Below are 18,177 nucleotides of genomic sequence, written 5' to 3'. Positions count from 1 at the left end.
CCTGTTACAGCCGGAAGCGAGCGACCTGGCTGCTCAGATCCTCACCCAACCTGGCCAACTCATTGCTGGAACTGGAAATCTGCTCAGCTGCCGTGGCGGACTGGTCACTCACATCGCGAATCTGGGTGACATTCTGGTTGATGTCCTCAGCCACCGACGTCTGCTGCTCCGCTGCCGTGGCAATCTGGCTATTGAACTGGCTGATATTGCCCACCGCTGCCGCAATCTCCCGAATGGTCTCGCCGGTCGTGCGGGCGCTGTCCAAAGTCTGGCCAGCCAGCGTGGTGCCCCGCTCCATGGTATCTACCGAATCCTCGGTGCTGTTCACCAGGTTGGAAATCAGCGTTTCAATCTCGGAAGCCGAACTCTGGGTGCGCTGGGCCAGGGAGCGCACCTCATCAGCGACTACCGCAAAGCCACGCCCCTGCTCGCCAGCCCGGGCGGCCTCGATGGCAGCGTTCAGGGCCAGCAGGTTGGTCTGTTCGGCGACGGACTTGATCACATCCAGTACCGTCCCGATATTCTCGCTGTCTTTTTGCAGGCTGCGCAGGCGCTCCATGACCTGTTCGACCTGGGTATTCAGCTCGCTGACGTAGGAGAGGGTTTCCTCAACGGCGGATTCGCCGGCGGCAGCCTTCTCATTGGCGGTGTTGGCGGCACTGAAGGCCTCTTCGGCACTGCGGGCCACATCGTTAACCGTTGCGACCATCTCGTTCATCGCCGTGGCCACCTGGTCAGTCTGGTCCCGCTGCTGGGTGACGCCCTGACTGGTTTCGCTGGTGACGGTAGACAGTTCCTCAGCGGACGAGGCAATGTTGGTGGCGCTGGAATTGATGTGTTTGACCAGTTCCCGCAGGCTCGTGACCATACTGCCGAGAGCCGACAGAAGTTGGCCCAGTTCGTCACCCCGATCGCTGGTGACGGTTTCCTGCAGGTCGCCGTCCGCCACTCGTTTCGCCAGCGCTACAGCCTGGTGGATCGGGCGGGTGATGTTGCGGGTCAGGATCCAGGCGATGGCTGCGCCAAGCAATACAATCACCAGGACCACGGCAACAATCACCATCGATGCCGTAGTACGCTCGTCTTCCATCTTCTGTTGCTGGGTTTCCTGGAGTTCTACCGCCGTAGCCAGGGTATCCCGTGCCGTTCCCACCATCTGCTCCTGAAGGGACTGGGTCTGGTTCTCAGCTTCCACGACCGTGTTGAATACCTCGATGTAACGAACCAGCAGGTCCTTCAGGGCACTTTTGACGTTTTTATCCAGGAATGAGGAATCAATGGTTCGGACTGCCCGCTCACCGGAGGCGCGGAATCTTTCCACGGCTTCCTGCTCGTTCTCCACCAGGAAGTTGCCCTCGTTCCGGCGCATCTGCTGGATGGCTGCGTTGGTAGCATACAGGCTGTCTTCGGAGGCGAAGCCGCCGGTGACGCCGCGTACGGCCAGCTCAAGCTCTTCCAGGCGCTCATCCCGCAGTGTCCGTACTTGCACCAGATCCTGCAGTTGTTGTTCGTATGCCTGAATACCCTGGCGAATCTGATCGATACGGTCATGGTCTTCGGGCACAACCAGCCTGCCTTTCAGGGCTTCTGCCCGGTCCGATGCCTGGCGGGTATTGGCGATGGCTTCCTCGACATAGCTCTGTTCACCACGAATCAGGAAGTTTTTCTCGTCCTGCCGTGCTTGCAGCAGGTCTGCCTCGATGGCCGATGCGTCTGCCACGATACCGGCCCGGTCACCGAACTGGCCTAGTGCAATGAACCCGGTGGCCCCTACCACGATGGTCAGCACGATCAGCAAGGCGAACCCCGAGCCCATTTTCATGCCCAGGGAGAGGTTGAGGTTGGAGATTTTCTGAAGCAGACGCATGTACGGCTCCGGCCAGTATTATTATTGGTGAATCGAATGTTGTAGAGGTTATCGGCCGCCCGGCGTTATTTTTTAGTCTTTGTTGGCCGATTCCCGGGTATTCGGGTCAGTTGAACCCGACCAGCAGGTCCCTGCATGCCAGTTAAAGCCAGGCTGGGTTCGGGCTCAAGGCTGTTTGGGTAGGTTTTGGTAACGATTTGCTACCGGCCGGCCAAAAAAAACGCCGGACCCTTGCGGGTGCCGGCGTTGTGGTCACCTGGTTGCCTGTCAGAACAGAAGCTCGGGCAGGTAGGTAACAATCTCCGGGAAGATCATCAGCAATACAAGGCCGATAATCTCGACAATCACGAAGGGTATCACCGACTTGTAGATATCCTTCATGGTGATGTCTGGCGGCACTATGCCCTTCAGGTAGAAGAGGTTGAAACCGAACGGGGGCGTCATGTAGCCAATTTCCATGTTGATGACGAACAGGATGCCGAACCACACTGGATCAAACCCGAGGGACTCCACGATGGGCAGGAATACCGGCAGGGTGATCAGCATGATACCGACGGGGTCCAGTACCATGCCAAGTATGAAGGTGATCAGCATCATGGCAATGATAATGCCCCAGGGGCCGCCCGGAATCTGGGTAATGAAGCCCTCGATCATGCCCTGGGCCCCCATGCTTTGGTAGGCGGCGCTGAAGGCGTGGGCAGCGAACAGAATCCACATGATCATGCCGGACAGCTTGAAGGTGCGGATGGACGCTTCCTTGAGTAGCGCGAAATCCAGCTTGCGATAGACCGCTGCTGCAATCAGTGAACCAAGCACGCCCATGGCGGCGGCCTCGGTAGGCGTGGTGATGCCGCCCATGATCGAGCCCAGTACCATCACCACAATGAGGATGGGCAGGGCCACTGACCGAAGTGAAACCAGCTTTTCCCGCAAGGTGCCACGCTCCTCGGGGGGTAGCGCCGGCGCCAGGTGGGGCTGGAGGTTGCTGCGAATCAGGATGTAGGTGGCCGTCAGAACCATTAAAAGGATGCCCGGGAGAATGCCGGCGGCAAACATCTTGCCCACCGATACGCCACTGATCAGGGCATATAGGATCATCATGATGCTGGGGGGAATCAGGATGCCCCAGCCGCCGCCAGTGTTAATAACGCCGAGACACATGCTGCGGTCGTAGCCTCGGGCCAGCATGGCCGGCAGGGCGATGGTGCCCATGGCCACCACAGCGGCACCACTGATACCGACCATGGCGGCGAAAATGGCGCAGATGGCCAGGGTGCCGATAGCCAGGCCGCCGCGCAGACCGCCGAACCACAGGTGCATGGCCCGGTACAGATCCTTGGCGACACCGGTGCGCTCCAGAATCATCGCCATAAAGACGAACAGTGGGATGGCAACCAGGGTAAAGCTGCCCATGGTGCTCCAGATCTGTGAAGCTACCATGTAGAAGGAGTCAAAGCCCCAGGTGAAATACAGGAAGACAACCGATACGCCACCCAGTACAAAGGCCAGCGGCAGGCCGAGGAAAACGAACAGCAGGAGAGAGCCGAAAAACAGCAGGGTCAGGATTTCAGTACTCACAGTTGCTCTCCCTTGGGATCATGCTCGGGATGGTCCTCCGGCCGGTAGTAGCTCAGGTTACACGCAATGGCGATGTCTTCCAGTAGTTTGACGACGCCTTGCAGCACCAGCAGGGCAGTGCCAATGGGTATGCAGGCCTTCACCGGCCAGATCGGCGGGTTCCAGGCAGAATAGGAGGTTTCCCAGCTGCTGATGGACTCCCGTGCCATGTCCACGCCGAAGTACAGCAGTGCAAGGGTGAAGATGAAGAACAGGATAGACGTGAACACATCAATAGCGGCCTGCATGCGGGGGCCAAACAGGCTATAGATCAGGTCGACATTGACGTGGCCACGGTGGGCCAGTAGATATCCGCCGGAGAGCACCGCATAGGCACCGAACAACAGCTGGGTCAGTTCGTTGGTCCAGACGGTAGGGGCGTTGAAAGCATATCGCAGGAAGACTTCCAGCAATATGAACACAAACATGGCGAATACCAGGAAAGACACGGCCACGCCAATGGCCTTGTTCATTCTGGTGACGCCGTTCATGAATGCACTGATGGCACGCATGGCATCCTCCGGGAGGAATCTTGTGGCTTGCAATAAAAAGCCGGGGGCCCGTTAAGGCGCCCCCGGCCGGTTTGGACTGACTTACAGGTAGCCGAGGTCGCTCAGGTAGCTCTTGAGCATGGACAGGGCTTCGGCAGCCTTGTCACTACGCTCGCCTTCCTCGTCCCACATGGCCTGGCCAACCTGGACCAGGTGGTCCTGTACTTCCTGCGGCAGGGTGTTCACTTCAACACCTTCCTCAGCGATAGCCTTGGCAAGGGTGATGCGCTCCTTGTACAGGTACTCGTTGGTGCGGTACCAGAACTGCTCCTGGAGCACGTCCTTGACCAGCTGTTGAAGGTCTTCCGGCAGCTTGTCCATGGCCTTCTGGCTGACGATGATAACGTCAGTACCGGCAATGTTCAGGGCTGGCTGAACGTGGTACTTGGCGATCTCGTACAGGGCCATGGAGTAGGCACCCTGGGCAGCACCCCAGTGCGCGCCGTCGACAATGCCGGAGTCCAGTGCGGTGTACAGTTCGCCGCCCGGGATATAGGACGCAGCAGCACCGGCTTCGGTCAGGAACTTCTGCAGGGCACCGGAAGAGCGGATCTTCAGGCTCTCGAAGTCCTCAAGGCTTTCAATCGGCTCCTTGACCACCATCTCGGTGGGGTAAACCTTGTCCGTCGCCCAGTAGACGCCGTGCTGGGCGGCTTCTTCGCGCAGCATTTCCTCAAAGCCCAGGGCCTGGTGGAAATAGGCGGCTTCCCAGACGTTACGGAAAGCAAAGGGCAGACCGGAAGCGATGCCCGCCAGGGTCATTTTGTCAGAGGCGTAGGACGGAGAGATGGTTCCCATCTCAAGGATGCCCCGGCTGACCGCGTTGAAGGTCTCCTGGGCCTTGAACAGGGAACCGGCTTCGAACAGCTGAAGCTTCAGGCGACCGTCGGAGCGCTCTTCCAGCTGCTCTTTCAGGCGACCCAGGCTGTCCTTGTAGGAACTGGAGGCACCCGGCCAGTGAGACTGAACCTTCCAGGTAAAGGTTTCCTGGGCGGCGGCCGGCGTTACAGCAAGGGCGGCGGAGACGCCCAGGGTAAGCGCCGAGGCAAATACCGTGAGTTTTTTGCGAACGTTGTTAAGCATTACTTCTTAACCTCTTTGTTGTTTTCCTGTGGGGACATCCTGTCATTAATTTCATCAGGCGAAACTTGTGACTGCAGAACGAATCCGCGTTTCCCAAATTTATCGCATTCGAGCGAGCGTTTGCAATACCAGTCGTCTGGCCATTGGTCGCAACCGGGCCAGGGACGGCAAGGCCCGGCGTTGCATAATGCCCGTCGGACCCAGTTGAAAAGATAGCTTATGCAAGGGGTTTTGTCCTGCCGATGTGGCAGATCAGCCCCTACGACTGCTCAAGCTCTGGCCAGGGCAGTCCCTCCGGGAACAGCCTGGACTGGACCTTTCGTGCCACATCGATGAGGGTTTTCTCGCTCCAGGCGGGGCCAATAATCTGGACCGCCCGGGGCAGGCCGTCGTCGCCGAAGCCCACCGGGAAGCTGATGGCGGGCAGTCCCACGACCATTGCCACGCCTGCCCAGACGGTAACATCCAGGTATGGCTCCTGCTTGCCGTTAATGGTCAGGGTACGTGCCATCGCCGAGGTCTCCTGGTTATGGGGAAACGGCAGGGTATTGGTGACCGGGCAGATGAGCAGATCATGGTCTTCGAAGAAGCGGGCCCAGGTGCGCTGGAGCTTTGCCCGTTCCTCGTCCGTCTGCAGCCATTCGCCGTGACTTTGTAATGCACCACGGGCAAAGCGGTGGGGATAGTCGTCGCCTTCTTCGTCGGCCAGTTTCGCCAGGCGGTCCCGAACCTTCTGCGGCAGGCCCTGGCTCATGACACCACCGAGCAGGTGGTAGTAGAGGCGGTGGTTGTTCTCCAGGGTCAGGCCCTCCGGCTGGGCGTCTTCCAGGTGGGCACCGAGGGACTTCAGTCCGTCACAGAAACCCACCAGCGCGCTCAGTACTTCGTTGTCTACCGGTGCCCAGTCGTCATTGAGCCAGGTGGCGAAGCGGTATTCCTCCAGGGATTTCCCGCTGGTGGGGGGCAGGTTCACCTGCCAGGGGGCCATGTCGTCATCGGGGCCAGACAGCAGGTCCAGCTCTGCCTCTAAATCATCCAGGTGCCGGGCGAGTGGGCCGCCCACACCCATATCCCGCTTTGCCACACTGCCGGGCGCGCCCGGTACATGGCCCCGCATGGGAACCAGCCCGGATGTGGTCTTCAGGCCATAGATGCCGCAGAAGGCAGCCGGGGTGCGAATTGAGCCGCCGATATCACTGCCCAGTTCCAGCGGTGTCAGGCCTGCGGCCAGGGCTGCCGCAGCGCCACCGGACGACCCGCCGGGGGTGAGGTCGGTGTTCCACGGATTGTTGGTGGTGCCGTATATCTCATTGAAAGACTGCAGGTCACCGGCGAACTCCGGCACATTGGTCTTGCCGAAGACAATGGCGCCGGCATCCAACAGTCGCTGCACCGCGACGGCGGTGCGGGGAGAGATATGGTCCTGGTAGCCCTTGTGACCCGCCGTGGTGGGCCAGCCTTCGATTTCGAAGGTTTCCTTGATGGTCATGGGTACGCCATGGAGCGGGCCCAGGTCACGACCCTCTGCGGCGGCCGTGTCAGCAGCCTGCGCCTGCTCCCTCGCCTGCGCTTCCTTTATTACGACAACGGCGTTCAGGGCCGGGTTATAGCGTCGGATGCGTTCAAGGAAGTGGTCCAGCACCTGTTCACTGGTGTATTCGCGGGCCTTGATGCCCCTGGCCAGCTCAAAGGCGGATAGCTTGTGGAAGTCCATGGTAGCTCCGTTGTGGTTGTTTTCGTGTGGGAGTGACGAACATAGAATATCCGGTCGTTTTGTGAAACAGTATTCCGAAATTTTGATGCCGCCTGGAGGCTACATGATCAAGACTGAAAAGAAGAACGGCTTTGTCCACCTGTTGATTTCCCGCCCCGAGAAGAAAAATGCCCTGACCCGGGATATGTATACGGCCCTGTCCGAAGCTGTCGAACAGGCAGCGGCCGATGAATCCGTCAACGCCATTGTCATCAGCGGTGATGGCGGTGTGTTTACCGCTGGCAATGACCTGGATGACTTCCGTGCCCGTGCCACGGATACCAATCCAAAGCCCTCCGCCGGCCTGGCCTTTATTGAAACCCTGATGAACTGCGACACGCCGGTACTGATTGCTGCCGAGGGCCTGGCCATCGGCATCGGAACCACCATGCTGCTGCATGTAGACGGGGTCTATGCAGGTGAGTCGACACGCTTCAAGACCGCGTTTGTGGACCTGGGGCTGGTGCCGGAAGCGGCCTCGACCGTGACCATGCCGCTTCACCTGGGCGCCCGCAAGGCGGCGGATCTGTTGTTGATGGGGGATGTTCTCAGCGCTACCGAAGCGGCCGAGATCGGCCTGATCAGCCGCACGGTGGCTGACGGTAAGGCCCTGGAAGAAGCCTTTTCTGCGGCCGAAAAGCTTGCTGGTAAGCCCCGTGAGGCCCTCAGGGCCAGCAAGCGACTGATGAAAGCACCGTGGAAAGCCATGACCAAGGATGCCCTGGAGCGCGAGCGTGAGGTCTTCTCCGAGCGACTGCGCTCGGATGATTGCCATGCGGCGCTGGCCCGTATGGGAAAGAAGTAAGACTTCCGCTATGAAAAAGGGGTAGCTGATTGCTACCCCTTTTTACATTTTGCCAGTGCGACCGGCAGGTTAATCAGACAGCGTAGCCCGGGTTCTTGCTGTCCAGCAGGCGGATCAGCGCCGGCCAGGTCAGGGCCGCAGCCTTGCCCAGTGACTGGGATTGCTCACGGGTGGTCTCGATGGCTTGCTGTGATGGCAGGCAATAGGGTGCCGGTGTGCGCACCTGGATTTCACAGGCCTTCATCAGGAAGTACAGGTAGGTAAAGCACTCTGGTACGGAACTGCCAGCGGTCAGTATGCCGTGGTTGCGAAGCATCAGCATGTTCTTGTCGCCGATATCCCGGATCAGTCGTTCCCGTTCATCCAGGTTCAGGGCGACCCCTTCATAGTCGTGATACGCCAGGTGATCCAGGCAAAGCATGGCGGTTTGGCTCAGGGGTAGCAGGCCTTCCTTGTGGGCGGATACGGCCACACTGTCGGCGGCATGGACGTGCATCACGGCGTGGGCGTCATCGCGACCCATATGAACCGCACTGTGGATGGTAAAGCCAGCCGGGTTGACCCGGTCGATACCGCCGGCTTCGACCACCTGGCCCTCCTTGTCCACCTTCACCAGCGATGACGCGGTGATCTCGTGGAACAGCAGCCCATAGGGGTTGATCAGGAAGTGATGATCCGGCCCCGGTACCCGCGCAGACAGGTGGGTGAACACCAGGTCTTCCCAGCCGTACAGGGCGACCAGGCGATAGGCGGCGGCCAGCTCGGTACGGACTTTCCATTCGGCTTTCTTCAGCTCGTCGGTATCCATCGTGTTGGTGCCGGTGATGTTGGATGCATTCATACTGCGTAATCCTCTTGTTGTTGGGCATCGGGAGATTTTGGGCTCCCTGTTATTGGGGGGATGGATGACAGTGTAGCTCGATAACGGCCCGGGCCGAAATCGTTGGCCGTACCCATAAAAAAGGGCGGCCCTGTTAGGGGCCGCCCGAACGCTCTCCAACTGGAGGAGAGACCCGACAGGTTCTTTTCTGTCCTTTAACCGTTTAGCTGGCCTGGAGCAGGGACGCGTAACGCTCCAGGTGGAAGTCATCGTCACCCAGCTGATGGCCGATCATGACCAGGCGCTTGGCGTAGTGCGCGAAGCTGTATTCCCAGGTCATGCCAATACCGCCGTGGGACTGGACGCCCTTCTCGGAGATAAACTGGCCGGCACGGTTGATGACGTTCTTGGCGGCAGCCAGGGTACGACGACGCTCGTCGCTCTGCTCGGCATCAGCGTAGCTGGCGGCCAGGATGGCCATGGAGCGGGCCTGCTCCAGCTCGGACATCATGTCGACCATGCGGTGCTGCAGTACCTGGAACTTGCCGATGGGTACGCCGAACTGCTTGCGCTGCTTCAGGTACTCCAGGGTCAGTTCGTTGGCTTCTTCCATGCAGCCCACGGCTTCGGCGCACAGGGCGGCGATGGCACGGCCGGTCTGGTATTCGATAACGTCAGCCGCCTTGCCTTCGTCACCCAGCAGGGCGTCAGCGCCTACCTGGACGTTGTTCAGGAAGACATCGCAGCCCTTGGCACCGTCAACGGTGGGGTAGGTGCGACGCTCAACGCCTTCGGCGCTCGGGTCGATGGCGAACAGGCTGATGCCGTCGGCATCGTTCACATCACCGGAAGTGCGGGCAGACACGATGATCAGGTCGGCACAGTGACCGCCGATTACAACCGCCTTGCGGCCGCTGATGGTGTAGCCGTCGCCGGACTTCTCCGCCTTGGTGGCAACTTCGTTCTGGTTGTAGAACGCCTGTGGCTCCTGCAGGCCAACAGCCACTTTCAGCTCACCGGTGGCAACACCGGCCAGGTACTTTTCTTTCTGCTCGTCGTTACCTGCCTGGCTCAGGATGCCGCCACCCAGAACCACAGACTGCAGGTACGGCTCGAGGCACAGGCCACGGCCCAGCTCGGTCATGACGGACTGGATTTCGACACCGCCGCCGCCAAAGCCGCCCAGTTCCTCGGGGAAAGGCACGGCTGTCAGGCCCAGCTCGCCGAGCTGCTTCCAGAAATCTTCGCTGAAGCCCAGCTCGGTCTCGCTGAACTCCAGGCGCTTTTCAAAGCTGTACTCACCGCGGACCAGACGCGCCACGGTGTCCTGCAACATCTGTTGCTCTTCGCTCAGAGTGAAGTCCATGGTCGCCTCCTTATAGTCCCAGAATCATTTTGGATACGATATTCTTCTGGATCTCGTTGGATCCGCCGAAAATCGACAGTTTGCGGTTGTTGAAGTACTGAGAAGACAGCGGGGCGGCGTTCTCGTCGGACAGGAACTCACCGTCGTAGTCGTAGCTCATTTCTTCTTCAACAAACGGAATCGCGTAGGGACCAAGGGCGCGACGGGCCAGGTCATTGATGGCCTGGCGAATCTCGGTACCCTTGACCTTCAGCATGGAACTCTCGGCACCCGGAACACCGCCGCCTTCTACGGCCGCGATGATGCGCAGGTTACTGATAGAAGCGGCCATCAGGTCAATTTCAACCTCTGCGATGCGCTGGCTGAAGGTGGGGTCTTCCAGCAGCGGCTTGCCGTTCTTCAGGCGGCGGCTGGCCAGCTGCTTGAGGTGGGACAGGGCGGCCTTGGACAGACCGATGCCGGCCAGGCCGGTACGCTCATAGGTGAGCAGGTACTTGGCGTAGGTCCAGCCCTTGTCTTCTTCACCGACCAGGTTCTCCACCGGCACTTTCACGTCTTCGAAGAAGACTTCGTTGACTTCGTGCTCGCCGTCCAGGGTGATGATCGGACGTACGGTGATGCCCGGGGTGTCCATGTCGATCAGCAGGAAGGAAATACCCTCCTGGGCCTTGACCTCGGTGTTGGTGCGCACCAGGCAGAAGATCATGTTGGCGTGCTGGCCCAGGGTGGTCCAGGTCTTCTGGCCGTTGACGATGTAGTGGTCGCCGTCACGGACTGCGCGGGTCTTCAGGGAGGCCAGGTCGGAACCGGCGCCCGGCTCAGAGTAACCCTGGCACCACCAGTCCTCACCGGAAAGGATGCGGGGCAGGTATTGCTGCTTCTGTTCTTCGTTACCGAACTTGATGATAACCGGGGCTACCATGTTCACGCCGAAGGGAATGGAGCGGGGTACGCCATAGGCGCAGGACTCTTCGTCCCAGATGTGCTTCTGAACCGGGGTCCACTTCACACCGCCGTACTCTTCCGGCCAGTGGGTGGCGTACCAGCCCTGCGCGCTGAGAATCTTTTGCCAGCGCTGGTGGTCTTCCTTGGTCAGGCGACGGAAGCCCTTGACCTTGGCAGCGATGTCAGCCGGCAGTTTTTCGTCCAGAAAAGCGCGCACTTCGTCGCGGAAGGCGAGCTCTTCAGCCGTGTAGTTCATGTTCATGAATCAACCTCTCGGTTCGTTCTAGCGAAAACATATACCGCATAGCAGAATATACCTATGATGGAGGAACACCCTTGACGTGTCAATTCCCCGGGCCCTGAGAGGGGCCGGAGCAGGCGTAACCCCAGTGTGCCTGTGGGGCCTGGTGAGGGAGAGTCCGGTATTTTGGACCCGCAGGCCGAGGTCGTTTTTGTAGGATTGGGTCCGCCTGGTGAAACAGGTTGATCAAAAGCGATCATAAAGACATGCGGCAAGGGTAATGCCGGCAGGCGGAGGCCATTGGAACAGGCAGAACTATTCTAGTGGATTGAGGCGGACATTGCTCGTTTGGGGCCCAAACCGTTATTACCGGTGCCCTGAAACGAAAAAACAGGACCCGAAGGCCCTGTTTTCTGATCGGAACTGCCCCTAGTGTTACTTGAACGCCTGCAGACCGGTCTGGCCACGACCCAGGATCAGGGCGTGGACGTCGTGGGTGCCCTCGTAGGTGTTGACGGCCTCCAGGTTCATCACGTGGCGGATGACGTGGTATTCGTCGGAGATGCCGTTACCGCCGTGCATGTCACGGGATACCCGGGCAATGTCCAGGGCCTTGCCACAGTTATTGCGCTTGAGCAGGGAGACCGAATCCGGCGTGGCTTCGCCAGCGTCCATCATGCGACCCAGCTGCAGCACGGCCTGCAGGCCCAGGGTGATCTCGGTCTGCATGTCCACCAGCTTCTTCTGGATCAGCTGGTTGGCCGCCAGGGGCTTGCCAAACTGCTGGCGCTCGAGGGTGTAGGTGCGGGCGGCGTGCCAGCAAAACTCGGCAGCACCCAGGGAGCCCCAGCTGATACCGTAACGGGCCTTGGTCAGGCAGCTCAGGGGGCCTTTCAGGCCTTCCACGTCCAGCTTGTTCTCATCCGGTACGAAGACCTCGTCCATAAAGATGGAGCCGGTTTCAGAGGCCCGCAGGGAGAACTTGCCTTCGATTTTCGGCGTGTCCAGGCCCTTGGCGCCTTCGCGCTCAATGATGAAGCCGGTGACCTTGCCGTCCAGCTTGCCCCAGACTACGCAGACGTCAGCAATCGGCGCGTTGGTGATCCAGGTCTTGGAACCGCTCAGCAGGTAGCCGCCGTCAACCTTCTTGGCGCGGGTTTCCATACCGCCGGGGTCGGAACCGTGGTTGGGCTCGGTCAGGCCGAAGCAGCCAACCCACTCGCCGGAAGCCAGCTTGGGCAGGATGCGCTTCTTGGTCTCTTCCTGTGCATAGGAAAAGATCGGGTACATGACCAGGGAGGACTGCACGCTCAGGGCTGAGCGGTAGGCAGAGTCCACACGCTCCACTTCACGGGCGATCAGGCCGTAGCAAACGTGGTTCAGGCCCGGGCCGCCGTACTCTTCCGGCAGGGTTGCGCCGAGCATGCCCAGCTCACCCATCTCGTTGAAGATGCTGCGGTCGAACTTCTCGTGACGGTTGGCCTCGGTGATGCCGGGCATCAGGCGCTGGTCACAGAAGCTGCGAATGCTGTCTCGAACCTGGCGTTCGGTTTCATCAAGCTGTTTGTCAAACTGAAGCAGGTCGTCCCAGGGAGCGGAAGCCATAGTGTGTCTCCTGAAGTACTGGCGGGCGGTGTCGGCACTCGGCGCCGCCCTGTTGGGGGTTTGGTGTGGGCGGCAGGGCCGGAGCCTCGCCGCCCTTATGGTTGGGGATCAGTCCTGGTACCGCTCGATAACGGCGGCAATCCCCTGGCCTACGCCGATGCACATGCTGATCAGGGCGTAGCGGCCTTCCATGCGTTCCAGCTGACGGGTAGCCGTCAGCGCGATCCGTGCGCCGGAAGCACCCAGCGGGTGGCCTACGGCAATGGCGCCACCGTTGGGGTTCAGGCGCGGGTCAGTCTGGTCGATGCCCAGTTTCGTGGTGCAGCCAAGCACCTGGGCCGCGAAGGCTTCGTTGATTTCGATCACGTCCATATCGTTGATGGACAGGCCGGCGCGGGCCAGGGCTTTCTCGCTGGCGGGAACCGGGCCGTAACCCATCACCCGGGGCTCAACGCCGGCAATGGCAGCGGAGACGATACGGGCGCGAGGCTTGATGCCAGCCTTCTCGCCGGCTTCCAGTGAGCCGATGATCAGCGCAGCGGCGCCGTCGTTGACACCGGAAGCGTTACCTGCGGTTACCACGCCGCCTTCAAACAGCGGGCGCAGGTTGGACAGGGCAGCCTGGTCAGACTGCGGGCGCGGGTGTTCGTCCTGGTCCACGGTGACCGGCGGCTTCTTGCGGCCCTGGGGCACTTCAATGCCGAGGATTTCCTCGTCATAGAAGCCCAGTTTACGGGCAGCTTCATAGCGAGCCTGGCTCTGGGCGGCGAATTCGTCGACCTTGTCGCGGCTCAGTCCCAGGTCTTTGGCAATGTTGTCAGCGGTCTGCGGCATGGTGTCGTTGCCGAACTCCGCTTCTACGCGCGGGTTGGGGAAGCGGGCACCGATGGTGCTGTCGAACATGCGGAAGTCACGGGAATAGGGTGCTTCGCTCTTGGCCATGACGAAGGGGGCGCGGCTCATGCTTTCAGAACCACCGGCGATAAACAGATCGCCTTCACCACAGCGCACGGCGCGGGCTGCATCAATAATAGCCGCCAGGCCGGAGCCGCACAGGCGGTTAACTGTCAGGCCACCGGTTTCCACAGGCAGGCCGGCCATCAGGCCCGCATGGCGGGCAATGTTACGGGCATCTTCGCCGGCCTGGTTGGTGCAGCCGGCGATCACGTCTTCGTAAGCGCTGCGCTCGAAACCGTTGCGCTCGATCACGGCCTTGATAACGCTGGCCAGCAGGTCGTCCGGGCGGACCTTGGCCAGGGCGCCGGCGTGGCGTCCGAAGGGGGTTCTCAAGCCGTCGTAGATATAGGCGCTCATGTTCTCTCCTGTGCTGATAATCCACCCGGGGGGTTAACCTTGCGGGCGGTGAATAAGGAATCCAGTTTGTGCCGCCCTATGATAACGGAAAATGCCAGGCGCTTGTCTTAGCAAAAATGATGATGTAGTTTCATCAAGCGAAACTGAATTTTATTCAAACTTCAGGGTGGCTAAAGATTAATCCGGCCGATGGGCAATTGCAAGCTGTCAGGGCCGCACTCATCGCCACCTGGTCTCCGGGGAAGTCCGCCTTCTATGAGCCGTTACCTGCTGTCGCTGGCCGTTGTCATTGAACTGCTGGCGCTGATGACGTCCGCACGTACCCTGAGTATAGCTGCCGGTTGCCTGTTTATCGGCTACTTCACGCTCTTTATGGGCCGCATCAGTGTTTACTCCCGGTCCCTGCTGCTGGTGACCCTGGCCATTGTCGGCGCCCTGGCGGCTACCGGGGAGCTGACCGGCGCGGGGCTCCTCGATGCGGCCGCCTCCGCTGGGTTTTACGGTGCCTTTCTGGGTAGTCTGGGGATGATGCAGTGCCTTGTGCGGCGGTTCGAGGTGTTGCGCCGTATCCATGACGTGCTACTCGGTGGACCGCCCTTTCTGCTGTACCCCAAGTACGCCGTTACCACCCTGAGCATTGCGTCGGTGCTCAATTTTGGCGTGATGAATCTGCTGTGCGGAACACTCACCGCCACGCTTGATGAGCGCAATATCCAGGGGCAGTCCCGGCTGAACTGGATTCGCAGTGTGCTGATCAGCGCCCTGCGGGGGTTCTCGCTGGTCCCGCTGGTGGCCCCCACCAGCGTGGCTGTCGCCATTATTACCCGGGAGGTTCCGGACATTTCCTGGTCCGGCCTGCTGCCCTATGGCATAGCCGCAGCGGCATTGCTGATCGGCGTCGGCTGGGTGCTGGAACAGGGCCGGTTCCGCAAGATCAGTGAGGAGCGGGTAAAGCTGGAAGGTTGGCCCCAGGGCTCCCGCACCCTGATTGTGGTTGTATCCCTGATTCTCGGATGCATGGCCCTGCTGGTGTATACCGCCGGATTCAATGTTTCCCGGGCGGCGATGATCGCGGTACCGTCGGTGACGATCCTCTATATGCTCTGGAAGGAGCGTGATCCGCTGGCAGTGTTCCGGGAGGCCACCCAGAACGTGGCGGGTATGAGCAACGAGATGGCGATCTTTGCCTCATCCGCCTGCCTGGGCGTGGCCCTGATGACCCTGGTGCCGGATGACCTCATCTCCGGCGTTGCGGCGCGGGAGGCCGGTGTCTACCTGGTGGCAGTGGCGGGCATGTTGCTGCTGCCCTTGCTGTCGGCCATCGGTGTCATCCCTATCACCTCATTGAGCATTGTGGGTGGCCTGTTGCCCCAGCTGGAAGCCGCCGGCATGGCCATCATGCCCATCGCGGTGGCGCTGATTATCGGCTTCTCCCTGGCTATGATGCTGTCCCCCATGGGGCCGGCGGTCAGCCTGCTGGCCCGCTTCGGGCGGGTTTCCCAGTTGAAGGTAGCCTTTGGCTGGAATGGCTTGTTTGTTGCCGCTGCCTTGCCCCTTCTGTTGCTGTTCCTGGCGCTGCTGGTCTGAGCAAGGCCAGGGGCTTGGGTTTCCGGCTTATTCGTTGGTCAGGCGCTGAGCGAGTCCATCCGTTGGGGCGGTAGCCATCAACCGCCCCCGGTTTTGCTCCGCCCTTTCCCTCAGGAAATCCCAGGTCACCCGCATCCTTGCAATGTGCCGAAGCTCCTCCGGCATCAGCATCCAGAACGTTCTTATAAACCGGACCTGGTCCGGCAGGACCACCTGTAGCCGGTCGTCGATATCGGCAGAAAAGGCGGGCAGTATGCCGATGCCGGCACCAGTGGCGATGGCTTCCTGCTGGGCCAGGACGCTGGTGCTACGGATATTGACCTCGCCGGAGCTAGCGATTTCGTCCAGGAACAGCAACTCGCGGCTGAACACCATGTCGTCGACGTAACTGACGAATTTGTGCTTGCCGAGGTGGCTGCGGGTTTTGATGGGGCCAAGCTCCTCCAGGTAGTCCTTGCTGGCGTAGAGCCGGAGCACATAGTCGGTGAGCTTGGTGACGATGAAGGGGCCGCGTTCCGGTCGCTCCAGGGTGATCACAATATCCGCCTCATGCCGGGACAGGCGCAGGGCCCTGGGCATGGCGAGCAGGTCCAGGTGTAGGTGGGGGTAGCGGCGGGTGAGGTGCCCCAGCTCCCGCCCCAGCATGATGGTGCCGTAGCCCTCGGTGGCGCCGATGCGTACCTGGCCGGACAGCTGCTCGTCGGCTTCGGGCAGGCTCTGTTCGATACGGACGCTGGCGCTCTCCATCTGCTCTACCTGGGGGAGTAGCTGCCGCCCCGCTTCGGTGAGGCTGTAGCCGGTCTGCTCACGGATAAACAGGGTCATGCCAAGGCTTTTCTCCAGGGCGTGGATACGGCGGGACACGGTGGTGTGGTCCACGCCCATGCGCCTGGCGGCAGCGGTCAACTTGCCGGCGCGGCTCAGTTCCAGGAAGAACTTCAGGTTGTTCCAGTCCATTTTGATATCCGGCTTGGTGATTTTGTGTGCGGCTTGTGTATATTTGCAGATCGGGGTTGCACTGAGCGCCATTGTAGCGCTTAAAAATGCACTGCTACTATCCGGAAAGCGTTTTACATTTGTCCTGAGAACAACAACATTGGAGAAATCCCCATGAATACACAGGTGCCTACCGTCAAACTGCTGATTGACGGGGAATTTGTCGAATCGAAGACCACTGAGTGGCGGGACGTGACTAACCCGGCCACCCAGGAAGTGCTGGCGAAGGTTCCCTTTGCGACAACCGACGAGCTGGAAGCAGCCGTCAGTGCCGCCCGGGAGGCTTTCAAGACCTGGCGCAAGACTTCCCTTGGTGTACGTTCCCGTATCTTCCTCAAGTACCAGCAACTGATCCGCGAGAACATGAAAGAACTGGCGGCGATGCTCACCGCCGAGCAGGGCAAGACCCTGCCGGATGCCGAAGGCGACGTGTTCCGCGGCCTGGAAGTGGTGGAGCATGCGGCCAGTGTCGGCACCTTGCAGATGGGTGAGTATGCCAACAATGTGGCCGGTGACGTGGACACCTACACCCTGCGCCAGCCCATTGGTGTCTGTGCCGGTATTACCCCCTTTAACTTCCCGGCCATGATTCCCCTGTGGATGTTCCCCATGGCCATTGCTACCGGCAACACCTTTGTACTCAAGCCCTCAGAGCGTGATCCCATGGTGACCATGCGACTGGTGGAGCTGGCCGTGGAAGCGGGTGTTCCCAAGGGTGTGCTGAACGTGGTCCACGGCGGGCCGGATATGGTTAACGGTGTCTGTGATCATCCGGATATCAAGGCCGTGTCCTTCGTTGGCTCTACGCCTGTTGGTACCCATGTCTACAACCGTGCTTCCCAGGCGGGTAAGCGGGTGCAGTGCATGATGGGCGCCAAGAATCACGCCGTGGTGATGCCCGACGCCAACAAGGAGCAGACCCTCAACGCGCTGGTAGGCTCCTGCTTTGGTGCCGCCGGTCAGCGCTGCATGGCCGTCACCGCCCTGGTGCTGGTGGGCGAGGCCCGCAACTGGTTGCCGGAGCTGGCCCGTCGGGCCGAGAAGCTGAATGTGAACGCCGGCACCGAAGAGGGTACCGATGTAGGCCCGCTGATCACGCCCCAGGCGCTGGAACGGGTGACAGGCCTGGTCCAGCAGGGTGTCAGCGAGGGTGCCAAGCTGGTTCTCGATGGGCGTGATCCGAACGTACGGGGCTACGAGAAGGGCAACTTTATCGGGCCCACCATCTTCTCAGGCGTTAGCCCCGAAATGACCATCTACAAGGAAGAAATCTTCGGTCCGGTATTGTGCGTGCTGGAGGCGGAAACCCTTGATGAGGCCATTGACCTGGTCAACGCCAACCCCAATGGCAACGGTACCGCCATCTTCACCCGCTCCGGCGCTGCGGCCCATCGCTTCCAGGAGCATATCGATGTAGGTCAGGTCGGCATCAACGTGCCCATCCCGGTGCCCGTGCCCTATTTCTCCTTCACCGGTTCCCGGGGCTCCAAGCTGGGCGACCTGGGCCCCTATGGCAAGCAGGTCGTGCAGTTCTACACCCAGACCAAGACCGTGACCTCACGCTGGTTCGATGAGGACGAGCAGGTCGGTTCTGTGAACACCACCATCAACCTGCGATAACCGAGGA

The 18,177-nt window shown here is 60.4% G+C and carries 14 protein-coding genes; 3 read left to right on the top strand and 11 right to left on the bottom strand.

Features of this window, described 5'->3' with window-relative positions:
* Window positions 1-4 precede the first annotated feature (4 nt).
* The 5 genes from MLC59_RS07930 to MLC59_RS07910 form a co-directional block, all read right to left on the bottom strand.
* Window positions 5-1,867: a HAMP domain-containing methyl-accepting chemotaxis protein gene (locus MLC59_RS07930; RefSeq protein ID WP_248233138.1), complete on the bottom strand. Its 1,863-nt coding sequence runs from the start codon at window positions 1,865-1,867 to the stop codon at window positions 5-7.
* Between the two features lie 267 nt (window positions 1,868-2,134).
* A complete protein-coding gene (locus MLC59_RS07925) occupies window positions 2,135-3,445 on the bottom strand; it encodes a TRAP transporter large permease (protein ID WP_248233135.1) in 1,311 nt (436 codons plus the stop codon).
* Window positions 3,442-3,996, bottom strand: a complete 555-nt coding sequence (locus MLC59_RS07920; RefSeq protein ID WP_248233132.1) for a TRAP transporter small permease subunit — start codon at window positions 3,994-3,996, stop codon at window positions 3,442-3,444. Before MLC59_RS07920 ends, MLC59_RS07925 begins: the two co-directional genes overlap by 4 nt.
* Before the next feature lie 81 nt (window positions 3,997-4,077).
* The gene (gene dctP, locus MLC59_RS07915; RefSeq protein WP_248233130.1) at window positions 4,078-5,118 is read right to left on the bottom strand and encodes a TRAP transporter substrate-binding protein DctP; all 1,041 of its coding nucleotides are present in this window, start codon (window positions 5,116-5,118) and stop codon (window positions 4,078-4,080) included.
* A 259-nt stretch (window positions 5,119-5,377) separates the two neighbouring features.
* Window positions 5,378-6,832, bottom strand: a complete 1,455-nt coding sequence (locus MLC59_RS07910; RefSeq protein ID WP_248233125.1) for an amidase family protein — start codon at window positions 6,830-6,832, stop codon at window positions 5,378-5,380.
* 103 nt (window positions 6,833-6,935) lie between these two features.
* Here MLC59_RS07910 and MLC59_RS07905 point away from each other — a divergent pair, with 103 nt between their 5' ends.
* Window positions 6,936-7,676 carry an enoyl-CoA hydratase-related protein gene (locus tag MLC59_RS07905; RefSeq protein ID WP_248233121.1) on the top strand — a complete coding sequence of 247 codons (741 nt, stop codon included), beginning with the start codon at window positions 6,936-6,938 and terminating at the stop codon, window positions 7,674-7,676.
* A 73-nt stretch (window positions 7,677-7,749) separates the two neighbouring features.
* On the opposite strand, the gene MLC59_RS07900 is transcribed toward MLC59_RS07905, so the two are convergent.
* The 5 genes from MLC59_RS07900 to MLC59_RS07880 form a co-directional block, all read right to left on the bottom strand.
* Window positions 7,750-8,517, bottom strand: a complete 768-nt coding sequence (locus tag MLC59_RS07900; protein WP_248233118.1) for a class II aldolase/adducin family protein — start codon at window positions 8,515-8,517, stop codon at window positions 7,750-7,752.
* 202 nt (window positions 8,518-8,719) lie between these two features.
* On the bottom strand, window positions 8,720-9,862 hold the full coding sequence (locus tag MLC59_RS07895; RefSeq protein WP_248233117.1) for an acyl-CoA dehydrogenase family protein: 1,143 nt from the start codon (window positions 9,860-9,862) through the stop codon (window positions 8,720-8,722).
* A 10-nt stretch (window positions 9,863-9,872) separates the two neighbouring features.
* Window positions 9,873-11,069, bottom strand: coding sequence for an acyl-CoA dehydrogenase family protein (locus MLC59_RS07890; RefSeq protein ID WP_248233114.1), 1,197 nt, complete (start codon window positions 11,067-11,069; stop codon window positions 9,873-9,875).
* Window positions 11,070-11,483: 414 nt separating this feature from the next.
* Window positions 11,484-12,653 carry an acyl-CoA dehydrogenase gene (locus tag MLC59_RS07885; protein WP_248233112.1) on the bottom strand — a complete coding sequence of 390 codons (1,170 nt, stop codon included), beginning with the start codon at window positions 12,651-12,653 and terminating at the stop codon, window positions 11,484-11,486.
* A gap of 108 nt (window positions 12,654-12,761) precedes the next feature.
* A complete protein-coding gene (locus MLC59_RS07880) occupies window positions 12,762-13,967 on the bottom strand; it encodes a 3-oxoadipyl-CoA thiolase (RefSeq protein ID WP_248233109.1) in 1,206 nt (401 codons plus the stop codon).
* A gap of 255 nt (window positions 13,968-14,222) precedes the next feature.
* Between MLC59_RS07880 and MLC59_RS07875 the strand changes: the two genes are divergently transcribed.
* Window positions 14,223-15,554, top strand: coding sequence for a hypothetical protein (locus tag MLC59_RS07875; RefSeq protein WP_248233108.1), 1,332 nt, complete (start codon window positions 14,223-14,225; stop codon window positions 15,552-15,554).
* Window positions 15,555-15,581: 27 nt separating this feature from the next.
* Here the strand turns inward: MLC59_RS07875 and MLC59_RS07870 are convergent, their stop codons facing one another.
* Window positions 15,582-16,511 carry a LysR family transcriptional regulator gene (locus MLC59_RS07870; RefSeq protein ID WP_248233105.1) on the bottom strand — a complete coding sequence of 310 codons (930 nt, stop codon included), beginning with the start codon at window positions 16,509-16,511 and terminating at the stop codon, window positions 15,582-15,584.
* 153 nt (window positions 16,512-16,664) lie between these two features.
* Here MLC59_RS07870 and MLC59_RS07865 point away from each other — a divergent pair, with 153 nt between their 5' ends.
* Window positions 16,665-18,170: a CoA-acylating methylmalonate-semialdehyde dehydrogenase gene (locus MLC59_RS07865; protein WP_248233102.1), complete on the top strand. Its 1,506-nt coding sequence runs from the start codon at window positions 16,665-16,667 to the stop codon at window positions 18,168-18,170.
* Window positions 18,171-18,177: the final 7 nt, after the last annotated feature.

Source organism: Marinobacter bryozoorum (assembly GCF_023156245.1).
GTDB lineage: Bacteria > Pseudomonadota > Gammaproteobacteria > Pseudomonadales > Oleiphilaceae > Marinobacter > Marinobacter bryozoorum.
Note: the sequence above shows the minus strand (reverse complement) of the source record. Positions and strands in the feature narration are given on the sequence as shown.